The organism is Salibacterium qingdaonense (genome assembly GCF_900114715.1).
Taxonomy (GTDB): domain Bacteria; phylum Bacillota; class Bacilli; order Bacillales; family Marinococcaceae; genus Salibacterium; species Salibacterium qingdaonense.
The window spans coordinates 42,132-67,124 of record NZ_FOTY01000010.1 but is presented as its reverse complement, the minus strand read 5'-3'; the positions used below and the strand labels follow the sequence as shown (position 1 = coordinate 67,124).

Sequence of the window (24,993 nt, the reverse complement as noted above, 5' to 3'; positions counted from 1 at the left end):
GGTACAATATAATGGATAAAGAATCAAAAGTACTTGTCGTGGACGATGAGGATAGAATCCGCCGGCTTCTGAAAATGTATCTGGAACGGGAACAATTTATTGTAGAAGAGGCGGAAAACGGAGAAGAAGCACTGGATATGGCAGTTCATAACGACTATGAAGTCATTCTGCTGGATTTAATGCTCCCGGGAATGGACGGGGAGGAAGTATGCCGTGAACTCCGTAAATCTAAAGCGACCCCTATTATTATGCTCACCGCTAAAGGCGAGGAAAGCAACCGGGTGCAGGGTTTTGAAGTCGGCACCGATGATTATATCGTCAAACCGTTCAGTCCAAGAGAAGTGGTTCTGCGGGTGAAAGCGATACTGCGCCGGGCTTCTGCCACAAAATTTCTGCAGACGGAAACACAGACGAAAGATGTATTGGTGTTTCCCCATTTGACCATTGATAATGATGCCCACCGGGTTACGGTGAACGAAGAAGTCATCAGTTTGACGCCGAAAGAATACGAACTGCTTCTTTACCTTGCGCAGGCTCCGGACAAAGTCTTTTCAAGAGAGCAGCTTCTTAAAGATGTGTGGGATTATGACTTTTTCGGAGATCTCCGGACTGTCGACACGCATGTGAAACGGCTTCGTGAAAAACTCAGCCGCGTGTCGGAGGAGGCTGCTGATATGATCTCCACCGTATGGGGTGTTGGATATAAGTTTGAGGCTGCAGCAGACGAATGATCTGGCGCAGTGTTGTCGGAAAACTGTGGGGGACGATTCTGCTTTTGGTATCAGCAGTACTGGTCTTATTGACGGTACTGCTGCTTCAGTTTTTTGAAAGGTTTCATATTACAGAAGCAGAAGAACAGTTAACCAATCATGCCAATGTCATGGTATCACTGCTGGAAAGGTATAACGATCCGGAAGGTGCGCTTGATACCGTGGAACATATGGCGGACTCCTACAATTCATCTGTTGTTATTATCCAGAATGGAAACCAGTGGGAGTACCCCGATGAAGAAGCCGGGGTAAACCTTCCTGTTTCCCTTTTTGAAGATGAACCAAGGCTCGCGCCGGTACAGCGTGATCGTGAGACCGTTACCACACATGGGAATTTTTCTGCGCGGGAAAATGGAGAGCAGAGACAGCAGGAAATTTTTGTTGTTGGTGTGCCCTTTGTCTCGACAGAGGGAGAAGAAGGCTCTCTTTATCTGTATCAGTCGCTCGACATTATCGAGGACACGACCGGAGAAACGAAGCAGATTATTCTGCTTTCCGCCGGCATTGCCATTATCCTGACGACCGTTTTTGCCTTCTTTTTATCATCACGAATTACGGCTCCGCTCCGGAAGATGAGGGAACTTGCCCTGAATGTATCTAAAGGTGACTTTGAAACGAAAGTACCGATTATGACAAATGACGAAATCGGTCAGCTCGGTAACGCGTTCAATAAAATGAGACGCGAACTGAACCGTAATATTACGGCGCTAAATCAGGAGAAAGAACAATTGAGCCGGATTCTGACCAGTATGGCAGATGGTGTTATTACGGTGGACCGTAAAGGGTCGATTGCTCTTACGAACCCGCCGGCTCATTATTTTCTGCAGTCCTACCACTACGAAACCGGAGCGCCCGAACCGCAGGACCGGCTGCCAAAAGAAGTGAAAAAACTGTTCCAGAAAGTCGTGACGCTGGAAGAGGAACAGTGGATAGAAATGGACGTGCAGGGCAGAAGTTACGTCGTCTTAATGACCCCGCTTTATGATGAAGAATTTGTTCGGGGTGTCGTTGCGGTTATTCGGGATATGACAGAAGAGCGCATGCACGATAAACTTCGAAAAGATTTCATTGCCAATGTCTCACATGAACTTCGTACGCCGATTTCCATGCTTCAGGGCTACAGCGAAGCAATTGTCGATGATGTTGCCGGCAGTGAAGAAGAAAAACAGGAGATCGGACGCATCATTTATGATGAATCCATGCGGATGGGCAGACTTGTTAATGAACTGCTGGATCTGGCCAGAATGGAGGCCGGCTATACACAGCTTGAAAGACAGTGGATCAACGTTGAATCATTTGCAGACAAGGTGTTTAAAAAGTTTCAGGGACCGGCCCGTGATGCGGACGTGAACATGCAGCTTGATAAACGGCTTGACCGCGATTATGCCTATTTTGATCCTGACAGAGTGGAGCAGGTCATGACCAATCTTATTCATAATGCGATTCGACACACCGGTGATAACGGAGAAGTTCAGGTCATTGTTAAATCAGACGCTTCTGAAATGAGCGTGGATATCGAGGATACAGGTTCGGGCATTCAGGAAGAAGATCTTCCTTATGTATTTGAGCGCTTCTATAAAGCCGATAAAGCGAGAACCAGAGGGAACGGCGGTACCGGACTGGGTCTTTCCATAGCGAAAAACATTGTCGAAGCCCACGACGGAGAGATTTCTGCAAGAAGCCGGACAGATAAAGGCACCATTTTCCGATTTACGATTCCTGCATCCGCTGAGGAAGAATAAATAGGCAGTGTTAGGAGGACAAATGTGAAGGCTTGGTTTGAAGAGCATTTTCAGGAAGATTATCTAAAAGTATATGATCACCGGGATGAAGAGAAAGCAGCTGCTGAGCTGCATGATATTATGAATCATATTCCGCTGAAAGCAGGTATGAAAGCCATCGATCTGTGCTGCGGTAACGGCCGCCATGCGCGTTATATGGCAGGCACGGGCATTCATGTCACCGCGCTGGATCTATCTCCAGTTCTTTTGAAAAAAGCTGTTGATCTCACTTTTGGTCTTCCGGTACAGTACATGCGCGGAGATGTCCGGCATATCTCTCTTAAACAGGAGTATGATGCTGCTTTTAATCTGTTTACCAGTTTTGGTTACTTTGTGGAGGATTATGAAAATGAACTGGTCATTGTCCGTGCGTCGGAAGCCTTAAAAGACGATGGATGGTTTTGTTTTGATTATTTGAACCCCGTTCATACAGCTGCCAATCTCGTTCCCTATGACTCTACAGATAAGAATGGTTTCACCGTGAGCCAGAAGCGTTATATCGAAAACGGATTTATACACAAAAAGATCTCGATTGAAGAGAATGGTTCCAGGCGGGAGTACCGGGAACGGGTGAAAATGTACAGCAATGATACATTAAAACAAATGCTCCGGCAAAATGGATTTGATATCGAATATTTATTCGGAGATTACGATGCTTCTCCTTTTGAGGAACAATCATCGCCGCGGCAGATTTTTATCTGCCGGAAACGCCCGTCCCAATAAAGAAGCAGATGAGTCTCGATATTCTCTCTGATTTCCTTTATACTGATGGGGACAAAAAACAGAATACCGATGTGAAAAGGTCATTTCTCTGTAAAAGAAATGTTAAAAGGGAAACCGGTGAAACTCCGGTACGGTCCCGCCACTGTAAGCATGACAGGCCGCAGCTATAGAATCCACTGTTGAATGGAACGGGAAGGAAACTGCGGATGATGTAAGTCAGGAGACCTGCCTTTTCATACGGTGCACGCCTTCGAGGAAAGGGACCGCCGGTCATACATGCAGCCCGTCCGACGTGTGCTGTTTTGCAGCCGTTTATGAGCTCTCCCTGAAATCAGGGGGAGTTTTTTATGATAAATCAGGAACAAAAGGGGGAACAAAAGTGAAACAACATATGCTGCCGGTGCTCTGCCTGACAAGCATTCTGATCATACCGGGCTGTAGTTCCGGACAGGATACAGAAGATGCACAGACTAAAAATGAAACCCGGAATACAGTACAAAAAGAATCAACCTCTGAAGATGAAACTTTTCCAGTTGAAATTAACGATGCCTCAGAAGACAGTGTAACGATCGAAGAAGAACCCGAAAGAATCATCAGTATCATACCAAGCAACACCGAAATCGCCTTTGCACTGGGTCTGGAAGAAGAGATCGCCGGTGTTTCCGATCACGCGGATTATCCAAAAGAAGCAGCAGAAAAGGAAAAAATCGGTGGACTCCAATTCAATGTAGAAAAAATCATATCTCTTGAACCGGATTTGGTATTGGCTCATGCTTCGTCCCTTCAGCAGTCAAAAGAGGGTCTGCAGCAAATCGAAGAAGCAGGAATAGATGTCCTTGTAGTCAATGAAGCAGCCTCATTTGAAGAAACGTATGAATCTATTAACATGATCGCCCGGGCCACCGGTGCCAAGGCAGAAGCCAAAGAGATAATTTCATCGATGAAAGATGATGTTGAGCACTTGCGGGAACAGGCATCGCAGATCCCGGAAGAAAAGAAGAAAACGGTTTGGATGGAGATTCAGCCTCCGCCTGATCTTTATACGACTGGAAGCGGTACATTCCAGCATAGCATGCTGAAGCTTATTCATGCGGAAAATGCTGCCGGCAGTGAAAAGGGCTGGATTCCGTACACGACAGAAGATGCGGTGAAACAAAATCCTCAAGTGATTATTACGACGTATGGGCAGTCTGTTGATGGTAATCCGGCAGCACAGATAAAGAACCGGGATGGATGGAGCAATGTACCTGCCGTTGAAAACGGGGAAATCTATCATGTGAACAGTAATCTGGTCAGCCGTCCCGGCCCCCGACTGGCAGAAGGGGCAGAGGAATTGGCGGAGTTGATTTATCCTGATGTTTTCGCAGAATAAAGCCTGGATCAGTATGGGGACCGGGCTGGCGTTTGCGGGTCTCAGCCTGATAATCGGTGTGTCTGTTGGAAGTGTTTTTATTCCTATTCCGGTAAGTTTGGAGATTATATGGCGCATCTTATTCGGGATTGATATGCCGCCCTCCATTCCAGAAGCCGATGTATCCATCATTACAAATATAAGGCTTCCAAGAGTGATACTGGCCGCTCTTGTAGGTGCTTCTCTTGCGGCGGCAGGGACAGCATTTCAGGGACTTCTGAGAAATCCACTGGCGGATCCTTATACACTTGGTGTTTCTTCCGGATCGGCATTGGGGGCGGTAGTTGTCCTTTATACTGGTTTTACAATCCCGCTTCTGGGGACGCTCACACTGCCTGTTGTAAGTATTATCTCAGGATTTATAACCCTGCTTTTTATTCTGACGTTCGTCCGCTGGATGGAGCAGCAGATGAGGACAGAGACCATTATCCTCGCAGGTATTATTGTTAGTTCGTTCCTGGGGGCCTTTTTATCGCTGATCATTGCTTTAACAGGAAACGAACTGAGACAGATCATCAGCTGGCTGATGGGAAGCGTCTCCATGAGGGGGTGGGATTATGCTGCCCTTGTGGTTCCGTTCTTTTTGATCGGCATCCTTCTTTTGTTTATGAATATACGGGAACTAAACGCCCTCGTATTCGGGGAGGAGACAGCACGCACCCTGGGGGTAAGCCCGGAGAAAAGCAGAATCACTGTCTTAGCTGGAGCTTCTCTTCTAACTGGTGCGTCGGTGGCAGTGTCCGGTACAATCGGTTTTGTCGGCTTGGTTGTCCCCCATCTGGTACGCCTGTTGACCGGGCCCGACCATCGGCTGCTGCTGCCGCTTTCCATTCTCAGCGGCGCAGGGTTTCTCGTGTTAACGGATTTGGCGGCTCGAACGATCATTGCACCGACGGAACTTCCAATCGGTGTTATTACAGCTGCAACGGGGGCACCTGTCTTTGGGTTTCTTCTCTATCATCAACGGCGCCGGCCGAAAAGAAGGTGACATCATGCTTGAAGTAGAACAGCTTAGTGGTGGTTATTCTGGTGTTACGGTTCTGTGTAACATTCATTTCAAGGCAGAGCCGGGGGAGTTTGTTGGTATTATCGGCCCGAATGGAAGCGGCAAGTCCACGCTTTTAAAAATGCTGTACAGAGAACTTCATCCTGAAACGGGAACCATAAATCTTAACGGGACACCACTTGATTCGCTGACACAAAAACAGATAGCTGCTCAGCTCGCCGTTCTTCCTCAGCAGGAAGAAGAAGCATTTTCCTATACGGTCTGCGAGGTAGTGGAGCTGGGGCGCTATCCTTATCAGAAAGGCTGGTTCGGCCGAACCAGCCGACAAGATCGGGAAGTAGTAGAAGAAGCGATGCGGCAGACTTACGTGGATCATGCAGCGCATCGAACACTGGACCAATTAAGCGGAGGAGAAAAGCAGCGGGTGTATCTGGCGAGAGCGATGGCACAGGAGCCTGATTACCTGTTGCTTGATGAACCGACGAATCATCTGGATATCGCGTATCAGGTGCATCTGCTGGACACATTGAAACAATGGGCAGCCAAAAAACAGATGACGGTCATTGCAGCGATTCATGATTTGAATCTGGCTGCTTTATACAGTGATAAACTACTTCTTTTGAATAAAGGGAACCAGGAGTTACTTGACGAACCTTCCAATGTCCTGAAAAAACAACTTCTTCAGCGGGTGTATGGTACGGCATTGTCGCGTGTCATCCATCCGTTCGCACCCCGTCCTCAGTTGATGCTTGAACCTGACCATCTTACAGGAAATATTATTAACGGGCCGCTTGAAACGCTGCAGAAGGAAGAAATAAATAATGAATTATATGTAACGTCTGCTATGGACTGGAAGACGCTGTCATCTGCAGGGGAGGAAAACGGTTTTATATGGGCGCGGACCTTTTCTCTTTCTATGGAGAATTGGGCAAGAAAGAAGGCAGCTTTTGAAGGGCTGGATGTATCCAGTTCTGACATGCATGTTGAAGAGGACATGGATGGCTGCATCAAGGTCTATACGGCTGTTATCAACAAAGTCGGCGGCGCTGATGCTGGGTGGACCTACAGGCCGGATTTTGTTTGTATCCTGCTTTTTATCGATTCTGAATTAAACGAGGGGGAAATGGCAGGCGTCCTGGCAGCAGCAGCAGAAGCAAAAGGGCAGGCGGCGGTAGATACTGTACATAACCGGGAGATTATGTTTGGAGAGGGACCGGTAACCGTCGCGGTTTCGGGACAGCGGTCCTCCATTGATACACAAGAAGAGATACGGCGGCGCAGTGCCCGTCTCGTGTATAACAGACTCAGGTAAAACAGCAGGCACTCTATATAGGGGGTCAGTTGATAATGAAAAGAAAGTGTGGTGCAGAGGATGAGATTGTATACAAGAAGCGGAGATCAGGGAAAAACGAGGGTCATAGGCGGAACCAGAGATAAAGATGATATCAGAATTGAAGCATACGGGACATGCGATGAACTAAACGCATGTACTGCCAAAGCAGCAGCGGTTCTGGACGATGATCTGTTTCCGGATATTGGACCAGAGCTGATGCAGATTCAGCATGAATTGTTCGACTGCGGGAGTGACCTTTCCAGCATAAAGGAAGACACGGTATGGAAAATCGGCCGTCAGTCCACCACTTACCTTGAACAACGTATAGATATATACACCGAAGAAGCCCCGGCACTCCAACGTTTCATCCTTCCGGGAGGAACTGCCGCCTCTGCCGAGCTGCATATCTGTCGTACGGTTGCACGACGTACGGAACGGCAGATAACAACACTTGCAAAAATAGAAAATATAAATAAAGAAGTGCAGAGATATATCAACCGCTTATCCGACTATTTTTTTGCAGCAGCGCGAATTGTTAATTACCGGTTGGAAATTGCCGATGTAGAATACAACCGAAGTGCTGTCGTCTTCCGCGAAGGACATAACAAAGAATAATGCAGCTGGACTCTCCTCTATTTCACAGGAGAGTCTTTTATTATGTCTTCACCATGTCTGAAGCCGTCTGCATAGGAGTTCTGCGGTCGTAATATACTACTTGGAAGCAATCCAAAGGGAGAGACAGCCTGATCCCCTCCAGAAGTAATATACCATTTCCACCCTTGATTGAAGCAGTTTTTCTGGAAATCACGACAGACTCGGCGAAGCTGGGCCGGACCGCCTGAAATCATTGGGCCGGCCGTATTTTGCACCGTTTTATCTACTAAGATACATTTATCCGTCCGCCTTTTACCTTTTTACACAAACGTCCCCTTATGGAATAAAAAAGATATAGATATCATAGAATGCAAAATAAAAAACCAGATAAAGACAGAAACAGTGGATTTGATACGCCGGTTTCAGAATACAGATATTAATGCGGTTGGTTTTGGAGAAAAATATAGAAGCACAACCAGGAGATTGGGGCTATCGAGTAAAACTTGTCATAAAGACAGACAAGCCCTCATAAGCTTATAGTGGCATTATATTTCACATCAAAAAATGGAGGTTATCCATACCATGTCATATGTACAACGGTTTGTGCTGGTGGGTTTCTTTTCACTGTTCCTTCTGCTGTTATTCTTTTTCATCGGGGCTTCTTCGATGTATGCTGTCTCCCAGGGAGAAAAAGATTACATATGGCCCCTGGAAGGCGGGACATTAACCGATACGTTCGGTTCAAGGCAGGGAAACCATGATGGTATTGATATCGCTGCTGAAACGGGAACAAAAGTGAAAGCTGCTGCTGATGGAGAAATCACACGTTCTGATTACTCATCCAGTTACGGACATGTCGTGATGATGAAGCATGATAACGATACAGAGACAGTGTATGCCCATTTGTCAAAACGAATGGTAAAGGATGGAGAAAAAGTAGAGCAGGGAGAAATCGTGGGACAAGTTGGAAACACAGGCCGATCCCGCGGCCCTCATCTTCATTTTGAGCTGCATTTCGGGGAATGGAATCCGAATAAAACGTATGCCGCTGATCCACTTCCGGTATTGCAGCAGGATAGTCATGCCTATGCTGCTGCAAGTAATGACCGAACCGCAGAAATAGCAGGAATGGTGAGGAATGCAGAAGATAAAAATGAGACGGACTCTTTCAGTTACACAATAGAAAAAGGCGATACCCTGTGGGACTTAGCCCGTACCTATGACACAACGGTGGACAACCTTCAGGATATAAATGATATTGAAGGATCTTTAATCTATCCGGATCAAGAGATACTAATAGCTTGAATATAAAGAAACACGTACGTCTTCGGGGGGAAATATGATAGAATAACCTCAGTATCCTGAGAATATTAGCAGCAAAGGAAGCATGAACAGATGAGTAGTTCCAACCCGCCGAAAGACTTTGCTCTGAACACGTCTTTTTTATTGTGGCTCAATCAGCAGGAAGATAAACAAAATAACGAAGAGTGGATGCTGGATGCTTTTTTGTTTTTTTTAATCAAGTTTTCACGACATGAAAGGATACGTCTGGATCATCACTATTTTCTTCACCAACGTTTTTGGAAAGGGATGGAAGATTCTCTGCAGTATAAACTGATGAGCAGACGAAAGAAACCAAAAGACATCGTGTTGTATCAGTTTATGGAAAATGTAGCCTTGGTGGAAGGCTGGATAAGAAAAGAAGAAACCTCTGCAGTCATCACCGAACAAGGACGAAAGTTTCTTGCTTTATCGAGAAAAAACCAGTGGAATCGGATTCTCGGCTACATCTGGCCTGATCCCTGAACAAGAGTGTAAGATAAAAAGCCCCCTGGACATTTTTATCCAGGGGGCCGTGGAAGCATTTCATCGTGAGTTGTTTTGTTACACTTCGATTTTGTCTGCTTGTTTAATTTCTTCAATGGAAGTTAAATGTTTCACAACGTTTTCTCCCGCCTCTTTGTCGACTGCGAGCATCATAATTGCATCTCCGCCTTCTTCTCTCCGGCCGACCTGCATCGTGGCGATGTTCACGTCATGTTCGCCGAGAAGCTGTCCCATTTTTCCAATGACGCCGGGTCTATCTGAATGCTGGATGTAAATCAAGTGTCCGGTGGGGTAGAAATCCACGTTAAAGTCATTAATCCGGACGATGCGCGGTCCGTATTCCTTGACGTAGGTACCGTGAATCGTGAAATGACGGTTCTCCCCGCGTATTGTTGCCTGCATCAGATTGGAATAGCCCAGAGCGTTTGTATGGTGCTTTTCTCCGTATGTGATGCCTCGTTCTTTTGCGATAACGGACGCATTGACGTCATTAACAGGGGCATCAATTCTTGTCTGGAGAAAACCTGCGACGAGTGAACGAGTCAAAACGGATGTTTCAAGTTCCGTGACTTCCCCGCTGTAATGCACATCAATGTCCTGAACCGGAGTCTTCATGCTCTGGGATAAAATATACCCCATTTTTTTGGAAAGTTCATAATACGGCTGCAGTGTTTCAAATTTTTCCTTCGACATCGTCGGCAGGTTAATCGAATTCAGAGCAGGCATTCCTTTTAAAAACTGCAGTACTTCCTCGGATACCTGTTCGGCTACATTCAGCTGTGCTTCCTTGGTAGAAGCGGCGATGTGGGGTGTTGTGATAACGTTGCCGAGGCCGACGAGTTTATTGTTCTGAGCTGGTTCCTCTTCAAACACGTCCAGTGCCGCACCTCCGGCGTTCCCGCTTTCCAGATGTTCATAAAGCGCTTCTTCATCAATGATACCGCCTCGGGCACAGTTAATGAGAAGAACGCCGGGTTTGGTTTTTCCTATGTTGTCACGGTTGATAAGCCCTTTTGTATCTTTTGTCAGCGGAGTGTGGACGGTAATGATATCCGCACTTTCGAGCACTTCATCGAGTGTGCCGATCTCTACGCCGAGCTTCTCCGCACGTTCTTCGGTGAGAAAAGGGTCGTAAACGAGAAGCGATAGATCAAACCCTCGGGCCCGTTTTGCGATTTCGGATCCGATCCGGCCGAAACCGACGACACCCAGCGTTTTGCCGCGCAGTTCCACACCCTGAAATGCTTTACGGTTCCACTCCCCGCCTTGGATGGAAGCATCTGCCTGCGGTATATTTCTGGCAAGAGACATAATCATGGCAAAAGTATGTTCCGCGGTGGATATCGTGTTGCCGTCCGGAGCGTTAATGACTACAATGCCCCGTTTGGTGGCCGCGTCTACATCAATATTGTCGACGCCTACACCTGCCCGGGCAATAATTTTCAGGTTCGTCATCTGATCCATGATCTCCGGAGTCACCGTCGTACCACTCCGCACAAGAAGGGCATCGTAGGTATCCTGATCGTCCACGTCTTTTACATTCTGCTCGACGCACTCAATCTGATCCTGACCCAGGAGGGGGGCCAGGCCTTCCTTGCTCATTGCATCCGACACGAGAATCCGTGCCTTTGTCTTTTGTTCTTCTTCTGCTTTTTTTTCTGCTGCAGGTTGCTGCATCATCTCTCTCCACTCCTTCACCTGTAATAAAATCATAGCGTCACAGTTTAAATACCGCCCCCGGGAAAACCTATAAAAAAAACTCCCTGCCCACACGAATAAATTCGCAAGGGGCGGAAGTTTCCGCGGTGCCACCCTTTTTCAAGTATCCTTTATACTTCTCAGGGAGCCAAAGCTCCAAGGTAACGGATTATCCGTCCGCTTCTACTTTTGTTCAAAGCGGCTGCTCAGAAGTGCTCTCGGAAAAAAGGCCATACCGGTTTCCAGCTTATCCGGCTCTCTGGAATGGGCCTGTAATTCGTCGTTCTTCATCCAGGCATTATACTGTAACTGTGTACTCATGGAGGACAAGTGTCCTTCATTTATTGATTGTAAATGTATCATAGGAGGGTGGGAAAGTCAATATACTTCAGGTAAAAGGCGTGCCGCTTGAGGAGGGTGAAATGATGTGATCAAATATAACGTCAAGCAGGGGGATACCGTGCGTAAAATAGCGGTTCGTTTTCAAGTGTCGACAGAACAGCTGCTTTCTAGAAACAATATGTCACTGGAGACCTACCTGGAACCAGGAACGACGATCCTTGTTCCAAAGACCGAACAAACAAATCATCCGCTTCGTGAAACACAGACAGGTTGTGTTTATGAGTACGGATGGAGAGAGCTTGAAGAAGACAGAAAGAGTCTTCCGTCTTCAATCTATTCGGAACAGATCGGTACTTCCGTGCTTGGAAAACCGATATGGTTGTTTCGTGCAGGGAGCGGTCCGAAAAAAATATTATTTTCGGCCGCCTGGCATGGGAATGAATGGCTGAATACCTGGCTTTTAATGTCATTTCTTCATATGTTTATATCAAAGGAGGAGTCGAAAGAGCATTGGTATGATGTCAACCCTGAAACAATTCTTCAGGAAGTGACTCTTTACGTAGTACCGCTTGTCAATCCGGATGGGGTGGAACTCGTTCAGGAAGGGGCGGCTGTACTGGACAAAGAGAAAAAGGATGAAGTGATGAAGATAAACGGTGGAATGAATGATTTCCGGCACTGGTCCGCCAACGCACGCGGTGTTGATTTAAATCATCAGTGGCCGGCAGGTTGGAAAGAAGAAGCAGCAGGTTCTCCTGATTGTCCTTTTCCAAGACATTACGGAGGAGAAGCCCCGCTCACAGAGCCCGAGGCAAAAGCTGTATATCAGCTCAGCATGCAGGAAGAATTTTCGCATGTGCTCGCGCTTCATTCCCAGGGGGAAGAAGTCTATTGGGGTTATAGTGGATTGGAACCCCCGGAGAGCGCCGAATTGGGAAGACGACTGGCAGCAGCAGGGTCATTTCGCCCGGTCGAGGACGCTGGAAGCAGCGCTGGATATAAAGATTGGTTTATTAAAACATTCCGCAGGCCCGGATTCACGATTGAAACAGGTGTGGGGATGAATCCACTTCCGCCCGAGGCATCCGCAAGAATCTGGGTTACAGGAGTTCCGCTTCTTCTGGAAAGCTTAACATTTACTAATTTTACGAAATAAAACCGGGACCATGACGATCTCTAAACAGTGAAAAGAGTCTGAGACAAAACTTCTATAAGATAGAAAAATACCGAACGATTTCAAAAAATCGTTCGGTATTTTTCGTTGCTGAGACAAGCCGCTACGCCAAAATGCTTTGCTTTCCGCGGGCACGGCTCAAGCCTCCTCGGAAGAAAACCGCTTCCTGCGGGGTCTTGAGACTCGTGCTGTTCCCGCAGGAGTCAAAGCATTTTGGCTCCGCTGCTATACAGCTTTTGATTAGTGACCCGGAAAATTCGTATTATCTGCCGCATCATGTGCTCTTGTCCCAGACTCTTTGATTGGATTGAGGGAGTTTCTAAGATTGTTATCACTTGTGGAGAGGTTATCCCTGCTTTGGTTCGTTATTACTTGTTGTAACGTTCGATGCATTCGTCCACTAATTTTGCAGCAGCTGCAGCGTCTTCCCACTTGCCGATTTCCGTCTTTTTGTTTTCGAGATCTTTGTATGTTTTGAAAAAGTGGGAGATTTCATCAAGCTTGTGACTTGGGATATCCTCGATGGACTGAATGTTGTCGAATCTCGGGTCTTCAACAGGAACACCAAGCAGTTTCTCATCTTCTTCGCCATCATCAACCATCTGCAGATATCCAATGACCCGTGCATCTATTGCACATCCCGGGAATGTAGGATTTGTAGCCAGTACGAGAATGTCAAGCGGATCGTCATCGAGCGCCAGAGTGTTATCGATGTAGCCGTATTCTGCCGGATAAAACATTGGGGAGAAAAGGACACGGTCCAGTTTATAATGGCCTTTATCCTTATCAAATTCATATTTGTTCTGGCTTCCGGTTGGAATTTCAATAATAGCTTCTACTTCTCGATTCTCTGTACTCATAAGAGAGCCTCCTTTGATATGTAGTGGTTCCTTAAAAATTATAGCAGGTAAAAGAAAAAAATAAAACAAACGCCTGGTCTCCTGCCAGGCATAAGAGGAGACATCGTTTATTTTACGTATTCAAGGCCCTGTGAAAAGGTGAAGAAGACACTTTGATAGAATCGGAAGGGCAGCCCTCAAAGGCGTCCAAAAGATCATCTTCCAGGGAAGTCGAAACAGGCGCAGTTCCGGTATTTTCATCCAGCATGACTTCAGCAAGTCCTTCTTCATCGTAATCAAATATATCTGGAGCTGCTGCACCGCAGGCTCCGCAGGCAATACACGTATCTTTGTCGACAATGGTATATTTGGCCATACCCATTCCCCCTTAAAAAGACTGGCATACTCATTTCTGGCCGCGAAGCGGTGTTGTTATCCATCTCATTCTATTTTACATTCTAAGCTTTCATGGTAAACTTTTCAACAGAGCAGAAAACGGCTGCGCCCGGCTGTTTCAGTAATAATGAACGGCGGCGTTGACGTGTCTTTTCGGGGAGGAGGTAAACTTGTGCAGGCTTTATCCTTCCGGAGGCAGATGTTTTTATTACTTGCCGAACGAATGAATCAGGAGCGTTCCATTCAGGCGCTTTATCACATTTTAACAGGAAAAAAATCGTCCCAGACGATACAGGATATTAAATGGTACAACGTAACTTATTATTTCCGCATGTTTCCTTATTGGAAAGAAACGGATTTTGAAAAAGATACAAACGAACTACAGTATCTTCGGTATATTGCTTCAGATAACAACCGGGTTATGATTACAGAGCAGGGTAGAAGTCAGAATGATAATTTCCGCATGTTTTATAGATGGCCTCCCGTCTTTAATGGGTGGCTGTATGGAAAAAACGCAGCTGTTTTTTGGAAACGAACAGCCCTTCTTGTCCAATGTCTTTCCCAGACACTGGCAGGTAACCGCCGCTTTCTCCCGGTCTTTGAAGATATTTCAGTGCAGCACTGGTTGAAAAAAAACTGGCCCAAAACGATAGAAGAAAAACAGCAGACGGCTTTCATCCTGTTCAATGATCTGCGTAATCTGCTTGATGAACTGGATGAGCGCGATGCCTTCCTTTTCATGAACCGGCTGACGGGGTATCATTTGACAGGGCTGACGTGGACACAATTGTCAAACCGCCTTCAAATGAGCGAAGATGAATGCTATTTCCGATTTCTTGGTTCCGTCCATTTTCTTCTGGAACATGCAGACAGGTCGGCTGTACTTCACCAGGCCGCCTCGGATCTAGTTTTTCGGGATGTCCTGACAGAAACGACGAAAAAAACTCTCCGTTACATGAACGAGGGGTGGGGCATGGAACGCATCGCCCGGGTGCGGAATTTGAAAATGAGCACCATTGAAGATCATGTTGTCGAAATTGCTTCCGAACAAAACAACTTCCCGATAGGGGATTACGTGGAGAAAGAAGATCAAAACCTTATTCTGCATCATGCGTCTGCATTACAGACTAAGAGGCTGAAAGTGCTGAAAGAAGCCGCGCAGCCAAAACAGCTGGACTATTTTTCGATACGATTGACGCTTGCTTTTTATGGGAGAGAGGATCATGGACAAGCTTAAACCATTTCTGGAAAAACATTTCGGTCATACAACATTTAAAGAAGGGCAGAGGCAGATTATTGAAGCGGTGATAAACGGGGAAGACGTGTTTGCGATGCTTGCCACAGGGTCCGGCAAGTCTCTTTGTTATCAGTTTCCGGCTTTATGGAAAAAAGGAACCGCGATTATTGTTTCTCCTCTTCTTTCTTTGATGGAAAACCAGGTACAGGAGTTGAAACAAAGCGGGATTCGTCAGGCAGCGGCTTACAACAGTTTCCTGAGTCCACCCGAAAAAGAGCATATTCTGCGTCACCTGGCTGACTATAAAATTGTCTATATTTCTCCGGAAAGCCTGCAGCACCCGGAAGTTGCATCCCGTCTGGAAAAACTTAATGTATCTCTTCTGGCTGTCGACGAAGCTCACTGCATTTCGCAGTGGGGCCATGAATTCCGGACAGATTATCTGAGAATTAAAGAAATCAGGCGCCTCGCCGGTAATCCTCCCTGCATCGCACTGACGGCGACTGCCTCCGCTGATGCAAAGAAAGATATCATCGAAAAACTGGAGCTGACTAATCCGCTTGTACACTGTGATTCGGTGGACCGGCCGAATATATACATCGATGTGAGGAAAAAGAAGAATGAAGAAGAAAAGCGGGAAACGCTTCGCGAAGAATGTTCCCGTCTTCCGCTTCCCGGCATGATTTATGTGAACAGCCGTCTTAAAGCAGAAGAACTGGCAGCTTTTATTAGAGAGGAAAACGGACTGAAAACCTCGGCCTACCACGGGGGGATGAGCAATGAAGACCGGCGGCTCGTGCAGCAGCAGTTTCTCAACGATGAAATAGATGTTATCTGCTGTACCAATGCGTTTGGGATGGGAATCAATAAACCCAACATTCGTTTTGTTATCCACTATCACTATTCCAAAGATATGGAGTCCTTCATGCAGGAAATCGGCAGAGCAGGCCGGGACGGCAGACAGAGTCTTTCGCTCGTCCTGTATGACGCGGCCGACGGCATGCTCCCGAGAAGAATGCTTGAGCATGAATTTCCTTCCGAGGAGGAAATCAGGATGGTAAGTCATGACCCGGACCGGCCGGAGTGGACAACAAGCCGGTTTCTTCTCGAAAGATACGGCCTGGAGGAAGTTCATGCCCGTTTTCTCCAGTTTTATATTCACAAATGGTACCAATCGTCACGTACGCAGCCACTCGAAGATTTTATATCGTCTGTTATACAAAGACGGATGGAATGGAAACTTCAAAAACTTAAACAAAAAGAATACTGGCTGCATCAGAAAGACCGCTGCCGCAGAACAGCACTGCTGGAAGTGTTTGATGAACATAATAAAAATATTGTGACCCCCTGCTGTGACGTCTGCGGGGAATACACGATGCATGTGTACCAGCAGAGAAAGGAGCGGGAATCGGAGTTGTCATGGGAAGAAAGGCTGAAATGGATTCTACATCAGTAGCCTTGGAGAAAGGGGGAAGTTCTGTGTCCTCAAAACATAACGACCAAGCGGAGAGTCTCCGCAGAAAAAACAAAGCATACCGGGAGCTGGAGGAGAAAGAATCTACTTCTCTCCCGCCCCGCAGTGAAACTCATTCGAAAGCATCGAAAAAATTGAATTGGAAAATACGTTTCCCCGCGGCGCGGATACTGCTCGTTATTTTCCTGATAATAGTTGTGGCGGCAGTTCTCACTCCGCTGTGGCTTGATTTATAGTACTTTCACCCAAACCGGCGCATTACCCGAATCCGTGAGCGGCGATGACAAGACAAGCCCTGCAAAACACAGCAGCACGCCTGCTCCCATAAGAAGAAAGGGGACAAAGAGTTGTTTTTTCCGCAGCAGGCAGAATAATAAGATAATAAATCCTGCTCCAAAAAATGAAGTCCCCGTCATGAATATAGTTAAATCCATGTACAACAGCCTCCGTTACATCATTTTTGTATATTCATTATACTAGAAGCCCGCAGAAGAAAGCTATGTCTTTCTTTAGACGGAGCACTGCTTAAAAAAGAAAGGTAGATCATCGAATGGCCTTTATCAAATATGTGACGGCATGTGCCGGTGCCGGCTTACTGTGGATGTTGTTCAATGCCGGGCGGACAAATATTGTTCAGGAAGAGCTGGTTGTACCGTCGCTCCCGGCGGCGTTCACAGGAAAACGTATTTTTTTCATTTCCGATATCCACAGGCGCTGCGTTCCGGAGTCTCTCGTTAAGGAAGTCCAGCAGGCGGATCTTGTTATCATCGGAGGGGATCTGCTCGAGAAAGGCGTGCCTTTTTCAAGAATCCGCCGTAACCTTAGACGTCTGAAACAGATTGGGCCGGTTCTCTTTGTGTGGGGGAATAATGATATCGAAAAAAATATGGATCAACTTCTTCAGCTGTTTAAAGAAGAAGGAATAAAAGCACTGGAAAACAGCACTTATGTGTGGAAGATCGGTGCAAGCATTATTCATGTCGCAGGAGCAGGTGACAAAACATTAAGCGTGGATCCTCTGCTGCTGCAGAATATACCGGAAACAGAGACGGTGCTCCTCGTCCTTCATGATCCTGCTGCTATGTGGCATATTAAAGGCAGAGGCCGCATTGATGCAGCGCTGTCCGGTCACACCCACGGTGGTCAGATACGTATTGGAAATCTGAGCCTCGGTGAACCCGGTGGATGGAAATACCGGTTTGGTTTTCCGTTTTTGATAAGCAACGGTTTCGGTACGACAAAGCTGCCGATGCGCCTCGGTGCACGGGTTGAGACACACCTCATCAAACTGAAATCCCGCACTTGATATAAAATATGCTTTGTCGGCCGGTCTTTTCGGCATCCCCTCTCACTCCTTTCCCGGTGTATGAATAAGATGACGACAGAAAGCTGCGTTATGTTGGAAACGAGGGAAGAACAGGGGGAGAAAAATGGAATTATATACACTGCCGGAAGATCGTCTCATGGTTCGTCTGCACGAAGAGGACCGTTTTTATAACCAGGGGAATTCGGTTGAATGCTGGTCTTCGGAACAATCAGAAATGTTGTTTGCGGTGCTGTTTCAGATCATTTGCGATCATTTCAATATTGAGGAAGATGCACAGATGCATGCAGAAATCAGCAGGTCATGGGATGATGTTTTGTTGTTTATCATTGAATGCCTGGATGAGGAAGGCCGGAAGTTAAAAGTCAGCCGTTCCTCTCCCGGGAAGTCAGAACTTTTATTTCGGTTTGCAGCAAGGGAGGATCTTATCTCGCTGTCAAAGCAGGCCCGGTCCATTGCTTTAACAGGAGGGACGTTGATTTTCTTTTATCCTTTCAGTTATCTGCTGTTTGAAGATAGTTCCGCTTCTGCTTCACAAGAGCTGGAAATGCTTATGGAAGAGTACGGGGAACGATCATGTCTGGACGCTGCTTCCATTCGTCAAAGAGGTACTGTACTGCAGGAGAAAAATGCTATTTCGTTTCTCGCCGATGGATAGAGAAGGAATATATACTCAAGGAGTAATAACAATGAATACGGAAAACGTAATAATAATCGGCGCGGGTCCATGCGGACTTGCGGCCGGCATCGCTTTGCAAAGGCAGGGATATGACCCGCTGTTAATAGAAAAAAAGAACGTTGTTCATGCCATCTCGCATTACCCGCTTCATCAGACATTTTTTAGTTCAAGTGAAAAGCTGGAAATCGGTGGATATCCTTTCCCCTCCACCGAACGTAAACCAAAACGTCATGAAGCGCTTGTCTATTACCGTCAGGTAGCAGCAAAAAGCGGTCTCCGCATTCATTCCTATGAGCAGGTCGAGAGTGTAGAGAAAGAATCCGGATATTTTGCAGTGGAAACAAAGCCCTGGAATCAGCCAAAAACATCGTATCATGCAAAAAAAATCGTGGTGGCAACCGGTTATTTTGATCATCCGAATATCATGGATATTCCTGGAGAGGATTATCCTCATGTTTTTCATTATTTCAGGGAAAGTCACCCTTATTTCCAGAAAAAAGTAACGGTCATCGGAGGAAAAAACTCTGCTGTGGACACGGCTCTTGCTCTTGAGTCAGCAGGAGCGCTTGTTACGGTTTTATACCGGGGGAGCGAATTTTCAAGCGCTGTAAAACCGTGGATTCTCCCTGATTTTTACTCCCTGGTCCGTCATAAGAAAGTGGACATGGTTTATGAAGCTGAAGTGCAGGAGATCACGCCCACACATGTGAGGTACGAAAAAAATGGACAATCCTGCAGTGTAGCATCTGATTTTGTGTTTGCGATGACAGGGTACCACCCCGATCATTCTTTTCTAAAGAACATGGGAGTGGAAGTGGAGACTGATACCGGACGCCCGGTTCACGATCCCATGACGATGGAAACAAACGAGCCGGGCATTTATATTGCCGGGGTGCTTGCTGCGGGAAACGATGCCAATGAGATATTTATTGAAAACGGGCGCCACCACGGGAACCGTATCGCATCATCAATTAGGAAAAACAGCTGCACAGATTCTTAAATTTCTTCAAAGCATTGTCGGAGTTCCTCCCGGGAGGTGCAGAATTCAAGAGCAGCCATTAACATTAGTCTTGCTTTCGGGCCGCTCCATCCACCTGTAAACACGACACCGGCCTCCTTCAATCTGCGCCCGCCTCCTTCATAGCTGTACACCTCCTCGACGGTACCGCCTGGACACCGCGATGTAAGAACAACCGGGATATCGCGTTCAAGCAGATTATAAACAGGAGCGGTAATAGAGGGCGGGATGTTTCCTATTCCCATGCCCTCCAAAACAATGCCGTCCAGGGGAAGAGAGGAAAGATGTTCGACAACTTCCGGTTCCATCCCGGTGTACGTTTTAAGAAGCGGTACTTTTTTATTCATCGGTGCAGCAGGAAACAGATGCCTTTGCACAGGGCGGTGATTCAAATGAATACGGTTGTTTGCGAAACGTCCGATCGGACCGGATCCCGGGCTTTGAAATGCTGCTGCGTTGGAAGAGTGCATTTTCATTACATCTTTTGCGGTGTGAATTTCTTCATTCATCACGACAAGTACTCCTGCTCCGCGCGCTTGTTTGTCAGCTGCTGTACGTACGGCGGCGGCAAGGTTAAGCGGTCCGTCCGGACTCAGATCGTTCTCAGACCTCATGGCGCCCGTGATTACCACAGGGATGTCACTGTCATGAAAAAGGTCAAGCAAAAAAGCGGTTTCTTCCATCGTATCCGTACCGTGAGTGATCACAACCCCGTCAGCTTGAAAACGATAGATCCGGTCTTTCATTCCGTGATACAAAGAAACCATGCAATCCGGCGTCATATGAGGAGAAGGCACCTGCAGAAGTTCCTCCGAGATGATGTGATGCGTATCCGCACCCGGGATTGTGGACTGCTGCAGAGGATTGACCTCACCGGTCGTTAATCCGCCGGTTTCGGTGTCTTTTTGCATGGCAATTGTGCCGCCGGTATGTAGAATAACAATGGTTTTCATATACATATCATTCCTTTCGCTGATCCTGCAATGTAATACTATCATAAGCTCTCTTTTCCCGTCTGAAAATACCGTGTTAAGATAAGAGAATGAGAGGGGTTGAAAGCGAAAGTGATTGCGCTTATAACAGCGGCTCTGGCGCCGGCCATTGCGCTTCTCAGTTACTTTTATCTCCGCAATGAATATGAATCCAATACACTCATCCAGGTTATCAGAGCTTTTGTGATAGGCGCACTGCTTGTATTTCCCATCATGGTGCTGCAGTATGCTCTGGAAGCAGAATCGCTCCTTACCCGGGACTGGGTAAAGGCATTCGGCAGTGCTGCTGCAATGGAAGAATTTTTTAAATGGTTTCTTCTTTATTTTGCGGTTTACCGGTTTGTTCCGTTTCAAACGAGGTATGACGGTATATTGTACGGAGCGGCACTGTCCCTTGGATTTGCTTCCGCTGAAAATATCATGTACTTAATGGCACTTGGTATTGACTCGGCGATAGGCCGTGCCTTTCTTCCCGTGTCCAGTCACGCTCTTTTCGGTGTTGTAATGGGGTATTACATGGGAAGTGCCAAAAAGCAGGGGAATCGCCGGCATTTGGTGTGGATGCTGCTTTCCATTATTGTTCCGATTGCTCTTCACGGTTTGTATGATTACATTTTACTGACTATCCACGAAAATGTAGTATATATTATTATTCCGTTTATGTTTTTTTTATGGTGGTTTGCGTTATCGCGGACGAAAAAGGCAGATGGAAAAACAGCATAGAAAGGATGCGGAAAATATGGCGGTTGATACACGCTACCGCGTTATTGTGCGCTGTCCCGGGTGCGGGGAAAAATATGTACTCCGCGGCAGAACGAATAAAAAAGGAGAACTTGAAACAGGATTCAAACAATGCGTTTGCGGTAATCAATCCAATCTCCGCATTGATGTAACTCCTGAATAATATTCTTTGTTGCAAAACTTTAAGTTATCGTGTACGGTTTTACTAACAACAATGTCATACAGATTCTTATCAAGAGAGATGGAGGGACAGGCCCGAAGAAATCTCAGCAGCCAGCCGGAGAATCGGTCCGGCCCGGTGCTAAGTCCAACAGGTGGAGGACACCTGGAAGATGAGAAGAGGTGAACATCCGTCTGGAACACAGACCTTCTTCTTATCCGGGAGAAGGTCTTTCTTTATTTTACATATATTTTACCGGCAAAGGTGTGAAACAAAATGAGCAATCGTCATCATGTAGAAACCAGCCTTGTTCAGATAGGCAATAATGCCGATGAAAAGACAGGAGCTGTGAATCCACCCGTCTATTTTTCAACTGCATACCGTCACCGTGGTATTGGGGAGTCGACTGGTTATGATTATTCGAGAACGGGCAATCCAACAAGAGATATTTTGGAACGGTCGATAGCTGAACTGGAAGGAGGGGCGCAAGGCTTTGCTTTCAGCTCTGGAATGGCTGCTATTCAGACTCTGTTTTCGATGTTTTCGTATGGTGATGAAGTCCTGGCCTCTCAGGATTTATACGGGGGAACCTACAGGCTTTTTGAAGAAGGATGGACCCGCTGGGGCGTGAAAATCCAATACGGGGATCCCCGTAACATGGAGGATTTTGCCTCTCTTATTAATGAGAATACACGCGCCTTGTTTATTGAAACACCGACCAATCCATTGATGCAGGAGGCCGATGTTAAAGCATTGTCGGCGCTTGCCGGCGAGTACAATCTTCTTCTGATCGTAGATAATACGTTTTATACGCCGCTTTTGCAGCAGCCTCTGCAGGAAGGAGCGGATATCGTTGTTCATAGTGCATCGAAATATCTGGGCGGACACAATGATGTTATTGCAGGTCTTGTTGTCACAAAAGATGAAGAAACCGGGAATACTATCGGGGACTTCCAGAACGGTATGGGAACGATACTCTCTCCGATGGATTCCTGGCTTCTGATGAGAGGTATGAAAACTCTTTCTCTAAGGATGCAGAGACATACAGAAAACGCGAGAGCTGTTGCTTCTTTTCTTGAGAATCATGAAAAGATCAAAGACGTGCTTTATCCGGGACAGGGTGGTATGCTTTCTTTCCGCCTTGACCATGAAGAATGGGTCAATCCGCTCCTGCAGAACCTGCAGGTGATTACCTTCGCGGAGAGTCTGGGCGGTGTGGAAAGTTTTATTACGTATCCGGCTACCCAGACGCATGCAGATATGCCTGAAGAAGTAAGAACGGCAAACGGAGTGTGCAACAGACTTCTGCGTTTTTCCGTAGGAATAGAGCATGCAGATGATTTGATCGCTGATCTGGACCAGGCTTTGAACAACCTTTCCTGATCAAGGGACGGGCAGAAAGGGTGTCAGGCATTGAATATCGTCAGTGAGTTAAACAAAAGAGTACTGGTAGGGGACGGAGCGATGGGAACCTACCTTTATGATAAAGGGTACAGTGGCTCGTTTGAGTCGCTGAATGTGACGGAACCGGACGTTATTCAACAGGTTCATCAGGAATACGTAGATGCCGGAGCAGATGTTATTCAATCGAATACGTACGCTGCCAATGACGTAAAACTAAAAAAATATACACTTGATGAGGAAGTGGAAAACATTAACCGGCAGGGAATGCGCCTGGCAAAAGAAGCTGCCGGTTCCCGCGCTTTTGCAGCAGCAACTGTAGGGGGGATAACCGGTGTGCAGGCGCTCGATATTTCAAGGGACACAATCGGTGAATCCTACCGGAGGCAGATCCAAACCCTGGTGGAAGAAAGTCCGGATGTCTTCATCCTCGAAACCTTTTATGATTGGCAGGAACTTTTGGAAACGGTACGGCTGCTGCGGAGTATGACTGACGTGCCGGTCATTGCCCAGGCTGCTCTAGGGGACGTTGGCGTTATGCACGGAGGTACTCCGGTCACTGAGGTATTTCAGGAACTGAAAAGAGCGGGAGCTGAAGTGGCTGGACTGAACTGCAGGATGGGTCCATATCATTTGGTACAGTCGTTTGAACACGTTCCTTTAATGGAAGAAATGTATTTTTCCGCTTATCCAAATGCCAGTCTGCCCAATCTTGATGACGGCCGGTTCGTGTATCAGTCCAACCCGGAGTACTTTTACCAGAGGGCACTTGATCTTAAAAATGAAGGTGTTAATATTATCGGAGGATGCTGCGGCACGACCCCGGATCACATTGCCTGGACGGCAGAGGCGGTAAAAAACACCATGCCGATCACAGAGAAGGAAACTGTACCGGAGCCTGCCCGGGAAATTCCGGCTGCGTCACGGATCCATCCACCGAAACAGCGGCTTGATGTAGTGAATCGCGACAGGCCGTCGGTGATTGTAGAGCTTGATCCTCCGAAAAAACTTGCTACGGAAAAGTTCATACACGGTGCAAAAGCGCTCCACGAGGCAGGAGCAGATGCAGTAACGATGGCGGATAACTCTCTTGCGAGCCCGAGGATTGATAATTTGGCAATGGCGGCCGCTGTGCAGAACAGAACAAAAGCGCGTCCGCTTTTGCATCTTACGTGCAGGGACCGGAACCTGATCGGCCTGCAGTCTCATCTACTCGGTCTGCATACGATGGGGATTCAGGATATCCTTGCTGTGACCGGAGATCCATCCAAAGTCGGCGACTTTCCAGGGGCAACATCCGTATATGACATGAATTCCACCAGGCTTATTACCTTGATAAAGGAAATGAATGAGGGTCGTTCGTATTCCGGTAATTCTCTAGGTGAAAAAACATCATTCACCGTCGCCGCTGCTTTTAATCCTAATGTGAGAAATCTGCATAAAGCAGCACAGAGACTGGAAAAAAAGATCGAAGCCGGGGCGGATTATTTTATGACACAGCCGGTGTATGGAAAAGATCAGTTTGAAAACATATATGAAGAAGTGAAAAATCTTTTTGTTCCCATCTATATAGGGATAATGCCGCTTGTCAGCAGTAGAAATGCTGAGTTTCTCCATAATGAAGTTCCCGGAATCCAGCTGACAGATGGAATTAGATCAAGAATGGCAGCATGCGGGGAAGATCGTGAAGCGGCGCAGGCAGAAGGGATCGCCATTTCCAAAGAACTGATTGACGAATCTCTGCGGTATTTTCATGGAGTGTATTTAATAACACCATTCCTGCGTTATGATATTACGGCAGAATTAACAGCGTATGTACGCGAAAATAATAATACAAATTAAAAAGTTCCAGCAGCTGTAAGCACGAAGAGACTGGACAAAACCATGATGAACTAAAAAGTTCCGGACGATTCAATGTTGAATCGTCCGGAACTTTTTTTCATAGGGAAAATGGATTGTTGAGTTTGAATGAAAGGAAACGTGTCCCTGCACGGGAAAGGATGTTTGTGAGCATACAGAAGAAGCGGTTTTACAAAATAAATGTTACACGCCGGATAGGAATGTATAAAAAGT

At 46.7% G+C, this 24,993-nt stretch carries 25 protein-coding genes, 2 riboswitches and 1 other annotated feature; of the genes, 20 read left to right on the top strand and 5 right to left on the bottom strand.

The window, feature by feature from the left end:
• Positions 1-11: 11 nt before the first annotated feature.
• From BM058_RS09715 to BM058_RS09675, 9 genes are all read left to right on the top strand, one after another.
• Entirely contained in the window at positions 12-731 is a 720-nt protein-coding gene (locus BM058_RS09715) for a response regulator transcription factor (protein ID WP_090926838.1), read from the top strand.
• Positions 728-2,512, top strand: a complete 1,785-nt coding sequence (locus tag BM058_RS09710; RefSeq protein ID WP_090926837.1) for an ATP-binding protein — start codon at positions 728-730, stop codon at positions 2,510-2,512. Before BM058_RS09715 ends, BM058_RS09710 begins: the two co-directional genes overlap by 4 nt.
• A gap of 24 nt (positions 2,513-2,536) precedes the next feature.
• Positions 2,537-3,274: a class I SAM-dependent methyltransferase gene (locus BM058_RS09705; protein ID WP_177195506.1), complete on the top strand. Its 738-nt coding sequence runs from the start codon at positions 2,537-2,539 to the stop codon at positions 3,272-3,274.
• Positions 3,275-3,334: 60 nt separating this feature from the next.
• Positions 3,335-3,521, top strand: a riboswitch (cobalamin riboswitch).
• A gap of 144 nt (positions 3,522-3,665) precedes the next feature.
• Complete coding sequence (locus BM058_RS09700) at positions 3,666-4,646, top strand: ABC transporter substrate-binding protein (RefSeq protein ID WP_090926876.1); 981 nt, start codon at positions 3,666-3,668, stop codon at positions 4,644-4,646.
• Positions 4,630-5,673 carry a FecCD family ABC transporter permease gene (locus tag BM058_RS09695; protein WP_090926835.1) on the top strand — a complete coding sequence of 348 codons (1,044 nt, stop codon included), beginning with the start codon at positions 4,630-4,632 and terminating at the stop codon, positions 5,671-5,673. Before BM058_RS09700 ends, BM058_RS09695 begins: the two co-directional genes overlap by 17 nt.
• Positions 5,674-5,677: 4 nt before the next feature.
• Positions 5,678-7,003 carry an ABC transporter ATP-binding protein gene (locus BM058_RS09690; RefSeq protein ID WP_090926834.1) on the top strand — a complete coding sequence of 442 codons (1,326 nt, stop codon included), beginning with the start codon at positions 5,678-5,680 and terminating at the stop codon, positions 7,001-7,003.
• 60 nt (positions 7,004-7,063) lie between these two features.
• On the top strand, positions 7,064-7,639 hold the full coding sequence (locus BM058_RS09685; RefSeq protein WP_090926875.1) for a cob(I)yrinic acid a,c-diamide adenosyltransferase: 576 nt from the start codon (positions 7,064-7,066) through the stop codon (positions 7,637-7,639).
• 561 nt (positions 7,640-8,200) lie between these two features.
• Positions 8,201-8,923, top strand: coding sequence for a peptidoglycan DD-metalloendopeptidase family protein (locus BM058_RS09680; RefSeq protein ID WP_177195505.1), 723 nt, complete (start codon positions 8,201-8,203; stop codon positions 8,921-8,923).
• 90 nt (positions 8,924-9,013) lie between these two features.
• The gene (locus BM058_RS09675) at positions 9,014-9,424 is read left to right on the top strand and encodes a hypothetical protein (RefSeq protein ID WP_090926832.1); all 411 of its coding nucleotides are present in this window, start codon (positions 9,014-9,016) and stop codon (positions 9,422-9,424) included.
• Between the two features lie 78 nt (positions 9,425-9,502).
• Here the strand turns inward: BM058_RS09675 and serA are convergent, their stop codons facing one another.
• Complete coding sequence (serA, locus tag BM058_RS09670) at positions 9,503-11,125, bottom strand: phosphoglycerate dehydrogenase (RefSeq protein ID WP_090926831.1); 1,623 nt, start codon at positions 11,123-11,125, stop codon at positions 9,503-9,505.
• A 103-nt stretch (positions 11,126-11,228) separates the two neighbouring features.
• Positions 11,229-11,446, bottom strand: a binding site (T-box leader).
• Between the two features lie 124 nt (positions 11,447-11,570).
• On the opposite strand from serA, the gene BM058_RS09665 reads away from it, so the two are divergent.
• On the top strand, positions 11,571-12,641 hold the full coding sequence (locus tag BM058_RS09665) for a M14 family metallopeptidase (protein WP_245736923.1): 1,071 nt from the start codon (positions 11,571-11,573) through the stop codon (positions 12,639-12,641).
• 386 nt (positions 12,642-13,027) lie between these two features.
• Here BM058_RS09665 and BM058_RS09660 read toward each other — a convergent pair whose 3' ends face one another.
• Complete coding sequence (locus BM058_RS09660) at positions 13,028-13,519, bottom strand: inorganic diphosphatase (protein ID WP_090926830.1); 492 nt, start codon at positions 13,517-13,519, stop codon at positions 13,028-13,030.
• A 112-nt stretch (positions 13,520-13,631) separates the two neighbouring features.
• The gene (locus tag BM058_RS09655; RefSeq protein WP_090926829.1) at positions 13,632-13,874 is read right to left on the bottom strand and encodes a ferredoxin; all 243 of its coding nucleotides are present in this window, start codon (positions 13,872-13,874) and stop codon (positions 13,632-13,634) included.
• A 192-nt stretch (positions 13,875-14,066) separates the two neighbouring features.
• On the opposite strand from BM058_RS09655, the gene BM058_RS09650 reads away from it, so the two are divergent.
• The 3 genes from BM058_RS09650 to BM058_RS09640 are packed head-to-tail and all read left to right on the top strand — an operon-like array spanning position 14,067 to position 16,841.
• Positions 14,067-15,131, top strand: a complete 1,065-nt coding sequence (locus BM058_RS09650) for a helix-turn-helix domain-containing protein (protein WP_177195504.1) — start codon at positions 14,067-14,069, stop codon at positions 15,129-15,131.
• Complete coding sequence (locus BM058_RS09645; protein ID WP_177195503.1) at positions 15,118-16,587, top strand: RecQ family ATP-dependent DNA helicase; 1,470 nt, start codon at positions 15,118-15,120, stop codon at positions 16,585-16,587. The genes BM058_RS09650 and BM058_RS09645 overlap by 14 nt, the downstream gene beginning before the upstream one ends.
• Before the next feature lie 23 nt (positions 16,588-16,610).
• Positions 16,611-16,841 carry a hypothetical protein gene (locus BM058_RS09640; protein WP_090926826.1) on the top strand — a complete coding sequence of 77 codons (231 nt, stop codon included), beginning with the start codon at positions 16,611-16,613 and terminating at the stop codon, positions 16,839-16,841.
• On the opposite strand, the gene BM058_RS09635 is transcribed toward BM058_RS09640, so the two are convergent.
• Positions 16,836-17,039 (bottom strand): hypothetical protein, encoded by a 204-nt coding sequence (locus BM058_RS09635; RefSeq protein WP_090926825.1) that lies wholly within the window; start codon positions 17,037-17,039, stop codon positions 16,836-16,838. The genes BM058_RS09640 and BM058_RS09635 overlap by 6 nt on opposite strands.
• A 116-nt stretch (positions 17,040-17,155) precedes the next feature.
• On the opposite strand from BM058_RS09635, the gene BM058_RS09630 reads away from it, so the two are divergent.
• From BM058_RS09630 to BM058_RS09620, 3 genes are all read left to right on the top strand, one after another.
• Positions 17,156-17,911: a metallophosphoesterase gene (locus BM058_RS09630; RefSeq protein ID WP_090926824.1), complete on the top strand. Its 756-nt coding sequence runs from the start codon at positions 17,156-17,158 to the stop codon at positions 17,909-17,911.
• A gap of 124 nt (positions 17,912-18,035) precedes the next feature.
• Positions 18,036-18,587, top strand: coding sequence for a hypothetical protein (locus BM058_RS09625; protein WP_090926823.1), 552 nt, complete (start codon positions 18,036-18,038; stop codon positions 18,585-18,587).
• A gap of 31 nt (positions 18,588-18,618) precedes the next feature.
• Entirely contained in the window at positions 18,619-19,608 is a 990-nt protein-coding gene (locus tag BM058_RS09620; protein ID WP_090926822.1) for a YpdA family putative bacillithiol disulfide reductase, read from the top strand.
• Here BM058_RS09620 and BM058_RS09615 read toward each other — a convergent pair.
• On the bottom strand, positions 19,605-20,579 hold the full coding sequence (locus BM058_RS09615; protein ID WP_090926821.1) for an asparaginase: 975 nt from the start codon (positions 20,577-20,579) through the stop codon (positions 19,605-19,607). The genes BM058_RS09620 and BM058_RS09615 overlap by 4 nt on opposite strands.
• Positions 20,580-20,678: 99 nt before the next feature.
• Between BM058_RS09615 and prsW the strand changes: the two genes are divergently transcribed.
• The 4 genes from prsW (at position 20,679) to BM058_RS09595 (ending at position 24,762) form a co-directional block, all read left to right on the top strand.
• Positions 20,679-21,341: a glutamic-type intramembrane protease PrsW gene (prsW, locus tag BM058_RS09610; protein ID WP_245736921.1), complete on the top strand. Its 663-nt coding sequence runs from the start codon at positions 20,679-20,681 to the stop codon at positions 21,339-21,341.
• Positions 21,342-21,357: 16 nt separating this feature from the next.
• On the top strand, positions 21,358-21,522 hold the full coding sequence (locus BM058_RS18235) for a hypothetical protein (protein WP_177195502.1): 165 nt from the start codon (positions 21,358-21,360) through the stop codon (positions 21,520-21,522).
• 63 nt (positions 21,523-21,585) lie between these two features.
• A riboswitch (SAM riboswitch) is annotated at positions 21,586-21,698 on the top strand.
• A gap of 97 nt (positions 21,699-21,795) precedes the next feature.
• The gene (locus tag BM058_RS09600) at positions 21,796-22,902 is read left to right on the top strand and encodes a methionine biosynthesis PLP-dependent protein (protein ID WP_090926819.1); all 1,107 of its coding nucleotides are present in this window, start codon (positions 21,796-21,798) and stop codon (positions 22,900-22,902) included.
• Positions 22,903-22,932: 30 nt separating this feature from the next.
• Positions 22,933-24,762 (top strand): bifunctional homocysteine S-methyltransferase/methylenetetrahydrofolate reductase, encoded by a 1,830-nt coding sequence (locus BM058_RS09595; RefSeq protein WP_090926818.1) that lies wholly within the window; start codon positions 22,933-22,935, stop codon positions 24,760-24,762.
• Positions 24,763-24,993: the final 231 nt, after the last annotated feature.